Below are 14,210 nucleotides of genomic sequence, written 5' to 3' on the forward strand. Positions count from 1 at the left end.
AACGATTCATTCACAAGGAAAAGCATGTTCGACTGGAATGATCTGCGGTTTTTTCTCGAGTTGCAGCGTAGCGGTCGCCTGCTGACCGCGGCTAAACGCCTCAACACCACCCATAGCACCGTGGCCCGGCATATCGACAATATCGAGCAGAGCCTGGGCACTGCATTGTTCGTTCAGCACGCCCAGGGCTATGAACTGACGCCTTCCGGCCAGGCCCTGCTCAAGCACGCCGAAGCCATGGAAAACGTTGCCCTGCTGGCGCAGGAGGAAATCACCCAGGCCATCACCCCGTTGGGCAAGATTCGCCTGGGGGTAACCGAAGGCATCGGCATCATGTTCTTCACCCCGCGCATGGGCAGCCTGTTCGAGCGTTACCCGGGTCTGGAGGTGGAGCTGGTGGCAGTGCCGCGCTTTGTCAGCATCCTCAACCGCGAGGCGGAAATCAGCATCCACCTTGAACGGCCCAACGCAGACCTGTTGATCACCCGCAAACTCACCGACTACCGGCTGGCGCTGTACGCCAGCCCCGACTACCTGGCCAAGGCGCCAGCACTCCATCACCGCGAAGACCTGGCCAGGCACAGCTGGATTGGTTACGTGGACGACCTGCTGTTCAGCCAGGAGCTGCTGTTCCTCAACAGCTTCTGCCGGGCGCCGAACGTGGTGTTTCGCAGCACCAGTGTAATTGCCCAGCAACAGGCCGCTCGGGCAGGGCTGGGCATTGCCGTGCTCCCCAACTACATGGCCCGGCATGACCCGGCGCTGGTCCGAGTGCTGCCCAGCGAGACCATCCAGCGCAGTTACTGGATCTGTACCCGCCGCGAACTGCACAAGTCAGTCCGCCTGCGGGTGGTCTGGGACTTCCTCCTGGCACTGTGCGCTGAAGAGCAGGGCGCCTTGCTCGCAGAGTAGCCCTCAGTTGCCCAGGGCTTTGGCCGCCAGCAGCACTGCCGCGCAGATGCCCACCGTCGCAAACAGTTGCTGCAGACGCGGCCCGGCCAGGCGACTCGCCAGTGGACGGGCGAGCAGCAGCCCCAGCACCGCGCCCAAGGCAAACGGCGCGCCCACCGCCCAATGCATTACACCGCCGATGCTGGCGCTGACCACACTGCCAGTGGATACCAGGGCAATCACCGCCAGCGAGGTGGCGACGATGCTCTTCATCGGCAGGTTGGTGTAGCGGCTCAGGGCCGGGACGATTACAAAGCCGCCGCCCACACCTAGCAGCCCGGAAAGCAGTCCCGACAACAGCCCGGTGAACGCCAGCGCCCGGGCGCAGGGCAGGGTCCAGCGCAGACGTCCCTGCAAGGGGTTCAGTACGCAAGGCATCAGGCTGCGTTCGCCCAGGGGCGGCTCGCCGCGCAACTCACGGCGCGCCTTGAGCAACATGCGCCCGCAGGCGTACACCAGCACGGCGGCGAAGGCCAAGGCCAGTGGCCCGTTCGGCAGTTGGTGCGCCAGCATCAAGCCAATCGGGGCGGCAACAACACCGATCAGCGCGACAAAGGCCGCCGCTCGATAACGCACAACCCCTTGGCGCAGCCCCAGCGCCGCGCCTACCGCGGCAGCCATACCGACGGCCAACAAGCCCACCGGCGCCGCCTCGACCATCGACAAGCCAAGGCCGAAGACCAGTAGCGGCACGGCCAGTATGCCGCCGCCGGCGCCAGTCAATGCCAACACGGCGCCAATGATTGCCCCCAACCCAGTCGCAACAAAAGGCTGTTCGATCACTGCCGAACCTCGACCGGTGCAGCCTGGGGCTTGGCCAGCCACTCCCGCCCCTTAAGCATGCAGCGCCAGTACAGGGGCGGCAGGATCTGCGCCTTGAGCAACCACGCCAGCCGCGTTGGCCGACGGCCGTCCAGCAGCCAGCGCGGAAAGCTCGGCGCTACTTTGCCGCCGTAGGTGAACTCGGCCAGTACGATCTTGCCTCGCTCGACGGTCAGCGGGCAGGAACCATAGCCGTCGTAGTGCGCGACGTTTGGCAGGCGGCCAAGGGCGACCAGCACGTTGTTGGCAACCACCGGCGCCTGCTTTCGCGCGGCGGCGGCGGTCTTGGCGTTGGTGGTGTTGATGCCATCCCCCAACGCGTGAATGTTCAAGAATTTGCGATGACGCAGGGTGGCAGGGTCGACATCGATCCAGCCGCCAGTGTCAGCCAGGGGGCTGTTGCGGATGAAGTCGGGGGCGACTTGCGGTGGGACCACATGCAGCATGTCGAAGGGCTGCACATGGGGTTCGCTGCTGCCATCGGGCAGGGTGCGGATGAACGTGGCCTGCTTGCCCGGACCGTCGACCGCCACCAGGCGATGAGCGTACTGAAGATCCACGGCGTACTTGTCGATGTATTCCATCAGCGCCGGTACGTAGTCCGCCACGCCAAACAGCACTGCACCCGCGTTGAAGAACTGCGCCTGGATGCTGCCCAGACGACCATTGCGCAACCAGTGATCACACGACAGGTACAGGGCTTTCTGTGGCGCGCCGGCGCACTTGATCGGCATTGGCGGCTGGCTGAACACGGCGCACCCCTCGCGAAGGTTCTGCACCAGTTGCCACGTGTAAGGCGCCAGGTCATAGCGATAGTTGGAGGTAACGCCATTGCGGCCCAAGGTTTCGCTCAAGCCTTCGATGGCGTTCCAATCGAGCTTCAGCCCCGGACACACCACCAACTGTTCGTAACTGAGCACGCGGTCATCATCCAGGCTGACGGTCTGCGCCTGGGGATCGAAGCTTTCGACGCGCGCCTTGATCCAGCGAACGCCGGAAGGAATGGTCGAGGCCATGCTGCGCGCTGTGCTGGGGGCGTTGAAGATACCCGCGCCAACCATGGTCCAGCCGGGCTGGTAGTAATGGGTGTCGGCCGGATCGATGATGGCGATATCCAGCGCCGGGTCTCGGCAGATCAGGCTGGAGGCGGCAGCGATACCGGCAGCCCCTGCGCCGACAATCAGGACCTTGTGATGATCGCCTTGGGGCGATTGGGTAGAGCAGGCAGGCATGGCAAGGTATTCCTTTAATAATAATTCTGGGGTGTTGCTCAGAGTGCGTTGAGCGGAATCTTCAGGTAGCGCACACCGTTCGCTTCAGGCTCTGGCAACTGGCCGCTACGCATGTTGATCTGGACGGACGGCAGGATCAGTACCGGCATATCGAGGGTGGCATCGCGGGCTTCGCGCATGGCCACGAAGCTGTCTTCGCTGATGCCTTCGCGCACATGGATATTGCTGGCGCGCTGTTCGGCCACTGTCGTCATGTAGCGCAGCTCGCGGCCGCCGGGCAGGTAGTCATGGCACATGAACAGCCATGTATCCGCGGGCAGGGCAAGGATGCGCTGGATCGAGCGGTACAGGGTGCGCGCGCTGGCGCCAGGGAAATCACAGCGAGCGGTGCCGTAGTCGGGCATGAACAGGGTGTCGCCGACGAACGCGACGCACTGCCCGTCGACCTCCACCACATAGGTCATGCAGGCCGGTGTATGGCCAGGTGTATGCAGGGCGCGGGCACGCAAAGTGCCGATGGCAAATGCCTGCTCGTCCTCGAACAGCACATCGAACTGGCTACCGTCTCGGGCAAACCCCTGATCGGCATTGAACAGGGCACCAAACACCTTTTGCACCTGGGTGATCTGATTGCCGATGGCGACCTGGCCACCGAGGGACTGTTTGAGATAGGCCGCTGCCGACAAGTGATCGGCATGCACATGGGTTTCCAGAATCCACTGCACCTGGCCGCCGAGCGCCTTGACCCGGGCGATGAGCTTGTCGGCCGACGCAGTGTTGGTACGGCCGGACTTGGGATCGTAGTCCAGCACGCTGTCGATCAACGCGCACTGACTACTGCTCCTATCCATCACCAGATAACTGATGGTCGAGGTCGCGTCGTCGAACAACGCTTCCACATACAAATTGCCGCCGATGATCATTACCGCTCTCCAGAATTTCCAGGTGCCATGGCTTCGAGCCGTGTATGGGCATTGGCCAAGCTGTCATCAAGATGTGTGCCACCGTTCAAGCGGACCTTGGTTGCGCTAAAACGCCGGTTTCAGTGGCGGTTCATGGCGTGCCCGGCGACAGACTGCCGTTCGGTCTGTCAGCTCATGGCAGTCCCTGGCAGTTTTTGGCAGTCGCTCTCGCCTTCAGTTAAGCTGCTCGGGTGCTTTTCCTGGTGCCTTATGTCTTATTCTTCGCGAGCAATGCCCGACCCCGCCGTCCAAGCATTGGTGTCCTACCTTGAGCATGACGCACAGCCAACCATCGTGCTGGACACCGACTACAACATTCTGGCGGCCAACGCGGCGTATCAACGCCAGTTCGGTGTCGAAGGCCAGCCCCCGGTGGGCAGCAAATGCCATCGGGTTTCCCACCATTACGCCGTGCCCTGCGACCAGGCAGGCGAGCTGTGTCCGATGCGCAAAGCCTGGGAGAGCCGCACGCCGGAGCGGGTGCTGCATGTACATCACACGCCGCGCGGGCCTGAACACGTTGATGTCGAACTGCGGCCGATCCTCGATCAGCAGGGTGAGGTCGTGGCCTTTGTCGAGCGTCTGACCAGCATTGCCGTTGCATCGGCACAGCCACAGCAGCAAGGGTTGGTAGGGCGCTCTCCGGCATTCCAGGCATCGCTGGCCAGCTTGCAGCGTGCTGCACCCGCGCAGATTCCTGTGCTCTTGCAGGGCGAGTCCGGTACCGGCAAGGAGCTCTTTGCCCGCGCCTTGCACCTGGGCAGCCCGCGGGCCAATGGTCCGCTGGTAGTGGTCGACTGCACCGGCCTCACCGAGTCGCTGTTCGAGAGCGAACTGTTTGGCTACGAGAAGGGCGCCTTCACCGGCGCCTTGCAGCGCAAGATCGGCCTGGCCGAAGCCGCGCATGGCGGTACCTTGTTCCTTGATGAGATTGGTGAAGTGCCGTTGGCCATGCAGGTCAAACTGCTGCGCCTGATCGAGTCGGGAAGCTTTCGCCCGGTGGGCAGCCTGCGTACCGTCCACTCCGACTTCCGCCTGATTTCGGCGACGCACAAGCCGCTCAAGGAAATGGCCGCCGCCGGCACTTTCCGTGAAGACCTCTACTACCGTATCAGCGGTTTTCCCATTCGCCTACCGGCGTTACGGGAGCGGGTAGACGACTTGCCACTGTTGGTCGAAAGCCTGCTGCAGCGCATGGCCGGCAAGACCGCGCCGCAGGTCGACAGCGAAGTGATGAAGCAGCTCAGCCTGCACAGTTTCCCCGGCAATATCCGAGAGCTGCGTAATATCCTTGAGCGGGCGCGCCTGTTTGCCGATGACGGTGTCATCCGCCCAGAACACCTGCCAGCCGAGTTGGCAAGCGAGGAGGGTAGGCACGCACAACAACCAGGACGACGGCGCAGCAAGGACACCCTCGGACAACTGGCTCATGCGCTGGAGAGCTTTGATGGTTCTCGCAGTGAGCTGGCGCAACACCTGGGGTTGAGTGAGCGCACGCTGTATCGGCGTTTGCGCGAGCTTGGACTTTAAGTCCCCCAGAAACAACAAACCCCGGCAGAGGCCGGGGTTTGTTTTTGGGGTGTGGGAACCTGATGTAGGTTCACAAAATAGATGATTCGGTTGCCCCTGCAAACATTGACGAAAACTCACCTTTTTTGTGAGACCGCCGGTTAGGACTCACAAAAAAAATGAGAAGAGCCTATTCGCCTCACACAATAGTTGGTTCCACGTGGAACATGAGCGCGCAGGCGAACCGGCTGAGGAACGGTGAAACCGTGCTTATTGATGGCAGCTTGTCGGCGCTGATTGAATCGCCCCTTGTTTTCCTGAACACATCCACCAGCACGACCAGGCCCCTCAAAAAACTCCTCATCCACTGGTTAAATACACAGGTAGCCCCCCATCTTGTGTTGCAGGGCCAGCGCACCGCTGTCATCCACAGTGAGGAAAGATCTATGCGTTTGATGCTTCAGGCTGTGTTTTCGTTGGCTGTTCCCCTGGCTATGCTCGCCGGCACCAGTGAAGCGAGCGAAATCGCACGTGTTGAGTTTCCAGCGAATCAAGGGAATTACGTTCAGGCCTATGAGAGCGGTGGAACCAAATGGATCGAGCTTGTAACTGTCGATGCCAACGGCCACCGTCGTACTGCTAAGGGGACGGTTTCGCCCGGAAAGGGTGCTGATTTCTCCAAGCGGCTTTACGAGGTCTCAGCTGATTTTGGTCCATGTGGTACAGGGGAACTGATGCAGCCGGACTACGTCGGTAAAACTGTTTACTTTCAGGGCTTCAAAAATGGGACAGGTACATGTGAAATCCAGAATCCTCCCTATGAACTCACGCGGATCATCCGTTAAGTCGATTGAGAACTCCCAGTTTCACTGACGAGAGTCGCTGAGGGTCTGGTAACTTTCTAGTCAACAGCGACAAAGAGAAAGGGGGCGCTGTTTTTAGGCGAACTCTTTCTCCTCGAGGCACGTTAGGCGCACATCGGTGCGAATAACGTGCCTTGCACCTCTATAAAAACGCCAGTGTTAGATTGATGCTAAAGCCATCGCCTTCAGGACGATTCTTGGTATCGAATTCTGGTACCCAGCGGGCACTGATGTTGACCTGCGTGTCAGCAAACTTACCTGTCCAGGCAACTACCGGACCTGCACCGACGGAGCGTCCGCGAAAGCCGCTGGTGGCGCCTTCTCCGGTGTCATCGCTGATTTGCTGGATATAACCTGCCGCCATGCCGGCGGCCCAGCCGTCGCCCAAGCCATGGGTCCACAATGCCTCTAGGGTGAACAACTCGCCGTTCTGGTAGTTGGTTGCATCGTTCTCGGTATAAAACTCCAGCCCACTGGACACGGTGAACTCGCCACCTTTTCCGTCGAGATGTGTGAACGCCACCGTGGGCATGAGGGTGTAAGTGTTTTGGCCGGCATTGGCCAGCCGATCGTCGTTGTATGCACCGGTTGGCATATAGATTGGTAGCGAGAACGAGATATGGTTCACCGCATCGAAGTGGTAACCAGCCGCAATCGGCGTCACCAGCATGTCGGCAAATTGGGTGGCCTCGTCTCCGGTACCCAAGGTCCTCCCTCGGGGACCGGTGATACTCGCACTAATATCAGTGTGCTGCACTGGTACACCGATGGCCGAGGCGTAGTTCCAACGTCCCTTACCTGTGTCCCATACATGGGTGAAGTTTGCCATGGTATAGGAGACTTTCATGTCCAACCCGGTACTCGAGGTGCCCCCGATTGGCACCTGAACATTGCCCTTCAGGTCGCCGTCATACCAAATACTGGTCAAGGACATTACCCAACCAGGTTCCGGTGGGACGATCCCGGCATTGGAGAATACCTGTTGGCCAGTGACCGGCCGGCCGACGCCGCCTTCAACGGCCATTGCTATTGGACTGCTGCCGACCATGCTTAGTGCTAACAGGATGCGCAGTACGTAGGGGTTGAACATGAGTGTCTTCGCTTATTGTTTTTGAGAGACGGGTGTCAGCAACGGAAGTTTCCACTGACCGCTGGTGACTTCCGGCTTGGGCAGGTACAGACGCAGCACTCCGTAGAAAGGCCCGTTTGGTGCTGGCAGCCAGTTGTTTATCAGGTCTTTGGCCGGCGCCTTGTTCTGCACATACAAGGTCAATCCACCATCGGCGTCCAGCTTAAGGTCTTGCACCATGCGCGAGTTGATCAGGTAGCGGTTAATCGGGTTTTCGACCAGTAACTGAGTCTTCCCGTCATACATTGTGAGCGACCAAAAGGCGTTGGCTGGAGGCAGTTGCCCTTTGGGGAAATGCAGGGTGTAGTCGTGGATTTCGGCATTGGCGGCCTTGCCGCTGTTGTCGACGAAGTAGCCCATGTAAGCAGCCTCTTCAGCGGAGTTGCCGAAAATACCCATTTTGGCGCCAGCGTAACGGTACAGATAATTGTTCTTCAGATGTTCGCGAGTGCCGAAAAAGTCTCCACTGACAACTTTGTGGGTATCGACTTGAGATTTCTTGAATGTTTCGAATTCCGCTCGACCGTCATCGATACCTGCTTGCAACACCCGAAGTTGTTCTGCGCTGAGCTTGTGCTCGTCGAATGATTGGCCAGGGCCCACGCCAATCTTGGCAAACCGCTCCATGACGTCTTTCTCACTGGGCACTGTAGGGGCGAAGGACAGCATGAAACTGAGATATCGGAACAAGGCAGGTTGCTGGGTGATGTCGGCATCTGGCTTTGGCCAGTTTATCGTCCCGGCGACAGGTTTGTCGGTTTTACCGAGAAAGGCACTGAGACCCTGGACCTTGTAGCCTTGTTGGACATTCTTGACGTTAGCCAGGTCGCTTTCGTCAAACAGCTGGGTGCGGTACAAGGCGTAGGCAATGTTGCTTTCACTACGAATGAGTTTGTCGATGTTCGCTGGTTTTGTACCTTGCCAGTCTGGGCCAGCGATCATGTATCGACCACCCTTGTTACCGGTTTTACGGGTTCCGAGGTAATCGAAATTCTGAGTATAAAGGTCAATGAGTTGAACGGAGTAGTAGCGGCTGTCTTCGATGGCTGGCAGCGTCAGCACCAGCGGTTCGGCTCTCAAATCCATCCATACGAATGAATAAGGAGTATCTGAGTTCGGCGTAATGATCGCGGTGTCTTTGGGAGTGAAGACGTTGGCACTGTTGCCGATCTGATTGAACGGTGCTTTAAAATTCGGTCCATGTTGATCGATCGCTTGGGCATACAGCGTTTTGTACATTTCAACAGCAGGAAAGCCGTAAAGGTAAGCTTCCTTGGCGATGGCTCGGGCTTCGGCTGGGGTGGCGCTGAAGTCAGCTTGCGCCGTGCTGGCGAGCAGGCCGAAAAGGCCGGCCAAGAACAGACGTGATTTGGTCATTGCATTCATGGCGGCGTCCTTATTTGGCAAGTTGAATGTCATTCAGCTTCCAGCTTTTGTCGAAGTAAGCTTGTGTAGGCGCGTAGAGGCGGAAGTAGCTGAACCAGTGTTTGCCAGGCACTGTCTGCACCCAATTATTTTCCATTCCTACCGGGGCAGTGGGACCGAAGTAAATATCTACCGATCCGTCGGCGTTTTTCTTCAATTCTTGGCGCGACGACAGGTCGGCCTTGCGCTGGGGGTTATCGATCAGACAACGTGTGTCGGTGTCGTAGACCGTTACCGACCAGAACTGCTTGGCTGGAACTCCAGCAGGTACACGCAAGGTGTAGGCGTTGCCACCGTCAAGCCAGTTGCCAGCCTTGTCGGTATAGGCACCGAGGTAAGTCTGCCCCAAGCCAGGCGTCTTGCTGATCATGCCTTTGCTATTGGTCACAGCCTCGTAGTAGTACGCGGTACGCTCCCACAGCTGATCGAAGTACTGCATACGCTGGCTGGGGTCTGCGATATTCAACACCAGATCCCAACCCCGGTCGGGCCAGAACCGGGAGTTAGGGAAGCGCTTGGCAAAGCTATTGGCCTTGGCGATCAATTCGCCGGCTTGCGTCCCTTCAAGCAACGCCTTTTGTTGAGCCGCAGTAGGCGCGAATGGCTTGTCTTTTTCGATGCCTAAACTGGCCAGCATGGCCATATAGAATCGGTCACGCTCGGCGACTGGTTCATCTTGAATGATTGCGTGGAGACGCTGCCAGTAGGCTAAGCCTTGGGGTTGACCCCCGTACCATTTCTTGCCATTTGGTGTGACCTTACGGGTGGCCGGGGGGTTGCCATGCTGGGCATAGGGATACAGCCTGAACTGATCAACAAGAGCCTTTCCTTTGACCGGATCCGGGTCCAGCACGCGAAAACCAAGCATGACGTTCATCGTGCTGGCTTCAACGACGTAGTAACCCTGCGTATCTTGGGGCGCCTTTTCACCTGGGGGGAGTAGTAGGTATTTTCCGCCTTTGCCTTTGTCGGGCCCAGTCTGCCCAAGATCAATCACCGAACGCTGCCAGAAATCACCCACGCCACCTGCAGTCGGTCCGGCTGGTAAGTCAATCACCAGCGGACCTGTCTCTTTCAGATTAACGAAGCTGATGATGTAGGGGGTGGTGGCATTGGCAGTGAGGATGCCGAGCTTGTCCTGATAGTTGTCATAGATAACCAGGTCACCGCTCTTGGCCCCGAAGACCTTTTCGTGAGCTTGTTGCCATTCGGCAAATGCAACGATGGGCAATGCCCAAAGGTAGCTTTGGGTTGCCTGCTGGTAATCTAGCTCTTCGTACAGTTTTGCCACTGACGCTGGGGTCGGCAGCGTGCCCTGCATTTCCAGGTTAGCGAAACGCGTTTCCATGGACGAGGCGTGAGCGATACTCGCTACCAATGTCAGGGGAAACAAAAAACCTATTGTTCTTATCATTGTGCATCCTTACTTACCGAGGGTGATATTCAGTCCAGCGAATACGGTGAATTTGGGTAGACCAGGCCCCTTGTGGTCAACCGTCCACTGCGGTTCGACAAAAGCATTCAGAATGTTGTGCCCGGATTTCCAGGCCTTGCCCACACCCAGGCCCACCGGAATGTAGTGAGTGTCGTCCTTTAGGTTGTAGGTCCAAGTTCCTGTGGAGCGTAGGTACCAACCTTTGGGCAGGTTATGAATGAGGAGGGGTTGGAAGGTGGCAGTTTCTACATGCTGGCGACCATGATCACCAGCGAATGAACTCTGGTACTGCACCAACGCTCCTAGCAGGCCACGCGGCGATGAATCGATGGCGACAGCCGCCAGACCCGCCTGCCATTTGCCGGTGCCCAATTCGTCGAATTCGGCGGTGGGAGCGGTGATCTGCGGACCAATACCGAGCTGAACGCCTTCGGTCTTGAGCAAGAAGATGTCGAACAGATTGAGGTCGCCAACACCGGTGCTGTAGCCATTATGGGGATCTGGTCGAGTGCTGATCGGCAAGGTGGCGCGAAGCAGTTGCGGTACACCGATGAAGTCGCCAGGGGCAAGTGGCAGGGTGCCACGTAGCAACAGGTCATTAGTATGGGCATTGCTGTCGTCAATCGTCGGCGTGTAATAGTCCTGAATATTCAGTCCCGGTGCCAGGTTGAGCGGGTTGTTACTTTTGTTCGCTGTCTCGGCATTGTCGGCCAGCGCATGGGTGGACAATGGCGTGATTGCCGCAATAAATAAGGTGGGCAATGTGTGTTTGAACATCAACGACTCTTCCTTAAGTAGCGTGTGCCGCGTAACGAGGGTCAGCAGAATAGGAGGAAATCAACCAATTTAATACTGGGAGCAAACGCGGCTTTGCGAAAATGCTCTTGGGGCCACCGCGTACCAGCGACGAAAGGCACGGATAAAATTGGAAACCTCTCGGTAGCCCAGTCGCCCGGCTACTTCGCTTACCGCCAGCTCACCCGCCTGGATCAGATCGCCAGCCAAATAACGTCGCTGAGTATCCACAATTGCGTTGAAGCTCCACCCCTCACGTTGCAGGGCACGGTGTAGCGTACGTGAAGCCACATGAAGGTGTCGTGCCGTTTGCTCAAAGTCCGGCCCTGCAGCGAGACTTCCCAGAACCATATCGGCCACTGATTCCAGTATCGAAGGCTTCAGCGTATCCACTGCGTATCTTTCTAACGCGTCTTCCAGCGCAGCGCACACTGCCGGGCTACCTGTTGGTCGCAATTCTTGTAGGGCTTCAATGTCCAAGGCCACCTCATCGCGTTCAGCGCAGAACTGAATTTTGCCGACTGGCAACCGCAACCAAGGCGAAGGATCGATGGGGACTGAGCGACGTAGGCGTAGTTCGCATACAGCGTTGCGTGTGCCTGGCAATCCTTTTAGGTGCTGAACCTGAAGAGCCCCCCAGCAATCCACCTCCTCAATAGCGGGAAATAGTTCTTGGTTGGGTACCAAGGCTACACACAGCAGCCCGTCGCGCTCCATGCACTGCAAGGCCAAGTGGCCGGCCAGCAACGGCCAGTAGCGTACCAGCATCTGCAAGGAGGCCAGGCGGGTAGGCATCATTTGCATCAGATACGCCAAGCCCAACATTTGCCCAGGGTCATTTTGCCGGGCGGCGGCCAGCCCAATGGCTGGATCGCCACTCAGTTCGCGCGCTACCTCCCAGAATCGTCGCCCCAGAAATGCCGGCAAACGTAGTTGCGGTTGTCGCAGCGTGGTGATGCTGACCCCCCAATCGGCTTGTAGGCGCTGCAAGTCCACGCCACGGGCGTCAAGTTCCTGAACCGCTGAATTGATTATGGAGACGCATAACGACGACCTATTTCGATGCTGGGGGAAAGAATTTGTCGGCCAATGATTAACGATCTGCATGCAAATCCTCCCATGGTGGCACTAAGGCCATGCGACTACGTGTGTGTAGCCAAAGGTACGCCGTAGTACGGGCCAACCCTAGCAGCGCCTTGAAGACCTCACCATTACAAAAACAACAGGTGATTCAGCATATGAAGCCGTTCCTCATACCTTATCTAACTGCTATTCGAGCATCGCGCCTGAGCCCTGGCCTCATCGCAGCGGGCCTTGCCCTTGCAACCTCGGGCATGCCGCAAGCCCGAGCCACCACCTGGCAGCTCAATGATGATTGGAATCTGACCAGCAATTCCACCCTAACACTTGGCAGCAGTTGGGCTTTGCGCAACGCCGATCCAAATCAATTGACCACCCCGGATGCCCGTTCCATCGGTAAACGCGGCGAGGGCATCAACTACAGCGCTGACGATGGCAAACTCAACTTTGACAAAGGCGATGCCATCTCACAAATCTTCAAGGGCTTGACCGAATTAGATCTTAATGATGGCAATCAGGGCGCTTTCGTCCGATTCAAGTATTGGTACGACCACGCCTACGAATCCACCAATGGCGACTTCACCCAGTTTGACGACAGTGGTTGGCAGGACCTCGCCAAGTTCAAGGGGTTTGAGGTGCTCGACCTGTATGCATGGAAAAACTTCGAACTGGGTGAGCGTCAACTCAGCCTCAAGCTCGGCAAGCAAGTGCTGTCGTGGGGAGAGGCCCTGTTTCTTCAGAATGGCATCAATGCGATCAACCCTCTGGATGCTTCTGCCTTCAATCGCCCCGGGGTGGAATTGAAAGAAGGCCAATTGCCAGTGGAGATGCTCAGTTTCAGTTATGACCTCAGCGATACGCTGAGCCTTGAGGGGTTCTATCAATACAACTTCCGTCCGACGGTTCTGGACGGTTGCGGCACTTTTTTCTCGGTCGGCGACAACATTCAAGAAGGTTGTCAGATGAACCGACTGATCGTTGTGCCGGCAGGCAATTTGAGTACCGAGCAAGCTATTAATGCGCGCGCATTTGAGACTCGAGGCAGTACTGACTGGGCAAGCGATGACGGCCAATACGGTCTGGCCCTGCGCAAAACCCTCGAAATGCTCAACGATGCCGAGTTGGGAATCTACTACGCCAATTACCACAGTCGTACACCGAGCATGGACGGAAGGGTGCGTACTGGTCTTAGTGCTGGCTCGTTGCCAACCGGTACCTACAACACTGTGTACCCAGAAGACATCCGCTTGTTCGGTATCAGCCTGAGCGGCGTGCTCGGCAGCACTGCGGTGTTCACTGAGTTGAGCTACCGACCCAACCAGCCGCTGTCCTATAACGCTTCTGACGTGGTGGCTGTAGTTGCAGGCGCCGGTGCCAGTACTCCGATCTACGACGGAACTACCCCGAGCTTGGGTAGCGAAGTACAGGGTTACAAGCGCAAGGAGGTATGGCAGTACAGCTTGGGTGCTACCGATAACATCAGCAATATCTTCGGTGCAGAGAAACTTACCTGGATCGCCGAAGCCGGCGCCAACTGGATCGAGGGCATCGATCTGGATGAAGAGCGTTACGGTCGCGCCGCTCTGTTTGGTCGCGTGCAGAACAATGGTGCTGCCTGTTTCAATCCGGCTGCGGGAGGGCTGAACGCTGGGCAGGCTGCCGAGAAAAATGCCGACTTTTGCAACACCCATGGCTACACCACCGGATTCTCCTGGGGCTATCGCCTACGTGCTGCCCTGGCGTTCGAAAGTCTGATTCCGGCCATGGTGGTCACGCCATCACTGAACTTTCGCCATGACGTCGAAGGATACGGCCCGAACTTCCAGGAGGGACAGATGGCCGCGGGTGCGGCACTGACTTTTGATTACCGAAATAACTATTCGCTAGAGCTGGCCTACAACGATTTCTTTGGCTCTAACAAGTTTTCTACCATCGATGATCGCGACTTCGCGTCAGTCAACCTCAAAGTGAGTTTCTAATGATTAATTCAAAAGTTACCAAATGGAG

The 14,210-nt window shown here is 57.7% G+C and carries 12 protein-coding genes; 4 read left to right on the forward strand and 8 right to left on the reverse strand.

Features of this window, described 5'->3' with window-relative positions; translation table 11 throughout:
• The first annotated feature begins 24 nt into the window (after window positions 1-24).
• On the forward strand, window positions 25-912 hold the full coding sequence (locus ABVN19_RS22510; RefSeq protein ID WP_028942581.1) for a LysR family transcriptional regulator: 888 nt from the start codon (window positions 25-27) through the stop codon (window positions 910-912).
• A 3-nt stretch (window positions 913-915) separates the two neighbouring features.
• Here ABVN19_RS22510 and ABVN19_RS22515 read toward each other — a convergent pair whose 3' ends face one another.
• The 3 genes from ABVN19_RS22515 to ABVN19_RS22525 are packed head-to-tail and all read right to left on the reverse strand — an operon-like array spanning window position 916 to window position 3,928.
• Window positions 916-1,734, reverse strand: a complete 819-nt coding sequence (locus ABVN19_RS22515; RefSeq protein ID WP_028942580.1) for a sulfite exporter TauE/SafE family protein — start codon at window positions 1,732-1,734, stop codon at window positions 916-918.
• A complete protein-coding gene (locus ABVN19_RS22520) occupies window positions 1,731-3,005 on the reverse strand; it encodes an FAD/NAD(P)-binding oxidoreductase (RefSeq protein ID WP_028942579.1) in 1,275 nt (424 codons plus the stop codon). The genes ABVN19_RS22515 and ABVN19_RS22520 overlap by 4 nt, the downstream gene beginning before the upstream one ends.
• A 38-nt stretch (window positions 3,006-3,043) precedes the next feature.
• Entirely contained in the window at window positions 3,044-3,928 is an 885-nt protein-coding gene (locus tag ABVN19_RS22525) for an MBL fold metallo-hydrolase (RefSeq protein ID WP_028942578.1), read from the reverse strand.
• Between the two features lie 270 nt (window positions 3,929-4,198).
• On the opposite strand from ABVN19_RS22525, the gene ABVN19_RS22530 reads away from it, so the two are divergent.
• A complete protein-coding gene (locus ABVN19_RS22530) occupies window positions 4,199-5,497 on the forward strand; it encodes a sigma-54-dependent Fis family transcriptional regulator (RefSeq protein ID WP_028942577.1) in 1,299 nt (432 codons plus the stop codon).
• A gap of 206 nt (window positions 5,498-5,703) precedes the next feature.
• Entirely contained in the window at window positions 5,704-6,321 is a 618-nt protein-coding gene (locus ABVN19_RS22535; RefSeq protein ID WP_105641125.1) for a hypothetical protein, read from the forward strand.
• A 160-nt stretch (window positions 6,322-6,481) separates the two neighbouring features.
• On the opposite strand, the gene ABVN19_RS22540 is transcribed toward ABVN19_RS22535, so the two are convergent.
• The 5 genes from ABVN19_RS22540 to ABVN19_RS22560 all read right to left on the reverse strand — a co-directional run bounded on the left by ABVN19_RS22540 (window position 6,482) and on the right by ABVN19_RS22560 (window position 12,230).
• Window positions 6,482-7,429: a transporter gene (locus tag ABVN19_RS22540; protein ID WP_028942575.1), complete on the reverse strand. Its 948-nt coding sequence runs from the start codon at window positions 7,427-7,429 to the stop codon at window positions 6,482-6,484.
• A gap of 12 nt (window positions 7,430-7,441) precedes the next feature.
• Entirely contained in the window at window positions 7,442-8,845 is a 1,404-nt protein-coding gene (locus ABVN19_RS22545; RefSeq protein ID WP_028942574.1) for a DUF1254 domain-containing protein, read from the reverse strand.
• A 19-nt stretch (window positions 8,846-8,864) separates the two neighbouring features.
• On the reverse strand, window positions 8,865-10,241 hold the full coding sequence (locus ABVN19_RS22550) for a DUF1254 domain-containing protein (RefSeq protein ID WP_245219031.1): 1,377 nt from the start codon (window positions 10,239-10,241) through the stop codon (window positions 8,865-8,867).
• Between the two features lie 75 nt (window positions 10,242-10,316).
• On the reverse strand, window positions 10,317-11,105 hold the full coding sequence (locus ABVN19_RS22555) for a hypothetical protein (RefSeq protein WP_028942572.1): 789 nt from the start codon (window positions 11,103-11,105) through the stop codon (window positions 10,317-10,319).
• Between the two features lie 69 nt (window positions 11,106-11,174).
• On the reverse strand, window positions 11,175-12,230 hold the full coding sequence (locus ABVN19_RS22560) for an AraC family transcriptional regulator (RefSeq protein ID WP_084167934.1): 1,056 nt from the start codon (window positions 12,228-12,230) through the stop codon (window positions 11,175-11,177).
• A 131-nt stretch (window positions 12,231-12,361) separates the two neighbouring features.
• Between ABVN19_RS22560 and ABVN19_RS22565 the strand changes: the two genes are divergently transcribed.
• Window positions 12,362-14,182, forward strand: coding sequence for a DUF1302 domain-containing protein (locus tag ABVN19_RS22565; RefSeq protein ID WP_051270463.1), 1,821 nt, complete (start codon window positions 12,362-12,364; stop codon window positions 14,180-14,182).
• The last annotated feature ends 28 nt before the right edge of the window (window positions 14,183-14,210 follow it).

Source organism: Pseudomonas vranovensis (assembly GCF_040438935.1).
Lineage (GTDB): Bacteria > Pseudomonadota > Gammaproteobacteria > Pseudomonadales > Pseudomonadaceae > Aquipseudomonas > Aquipseudomonas vranovensis.

What these genes read in the sequence shown, in the direction of transcription:
- ABVN19_RS22510 (WP_028942581.1), top strand. Translation starts at nt 25, where the DNA reads ATGTTCGACTGGAATGATCTGCGGTTTTTTCTCGAGTTGCAGCGTAGC.
- ABVN19_RS22520 (WP_028942579.1), bottom strand. Translation starts at nt 3,005, where the DNA reads ATGCCTGCCTGCTCTACCCAATCGCCCCAAGGCGATCATCACAAGGTC.
- ABVN19_RS22525 (WP_028942578.1), bottom strand. Translation starts at nt 3,928, where the DNA reads ATGATCATCGGCGGCAATTTGTATGTGGAAGCGTTGTTCGACGACGCG.
- ABVN19_RS22530 (WP_028942577.1), top strand. Translation starts at nt 4,199, where the DNA reads ATGCCCGACCCCGCCGTCCAAGCATTGGTGTCCTACCTTGAGCATGAC.
- ABVN19_RS22535 (WP_105641125.1), top strand. Translation starts at nt 5,704, where the DNA reads ATGAGCGCGCAGGCGAACCGGCTGAGGAACGGTGAAACCGTGCTTATT.
- ABVN19_RS22540 (WP_028942575.1), bottom strand. Translation starts at nt 7,429, where the DNA reads ATGTTCAACCCCTACGTACTGCGCATCCTGTTAGCACTAAGCATGGTC.
- ABVN19_RS22545 (WP_028942574.1), bottom strand. Translation starts at nt 8,845, where the DNA reads ATGACCAAATCACGTCTGTTCTTGGCCGGCCTTTTCGGCCTGCTCGCC.
- ABVN19_RS22550 (WP_245219031.1), bottom strand. Translation starts at nt 10,241, where the DNA reads ATGGAAACGCGTTTCGCTAACCTGGAAATGCAGGGCACGCTGCCGACC.
- ABVN19_RS22555 (WP_028942572.1), bottom strand. Translation starts at nt 11,105, where the DNA reads ATGTTCAAACACACATTGCCCACCTTATTTATTGCGGCAATCACGCCA.
- ABVN19_RS22560 (WP_084167934.1), bottom strand. Translation starts at nt 12,230, where the DNA reads ATGCAGATCGTTAATCATTGGCCGACAAATTCTTTCCCCCAGCATCGA.
- ABVN19_RS22565 (WP_051270463.1), top strand. Translation starts at nt 12,362, where the DNA reads ATGAAGCCGTTCCTCATACCTTATCTAACTGCTATTCGAGCATCGCGC.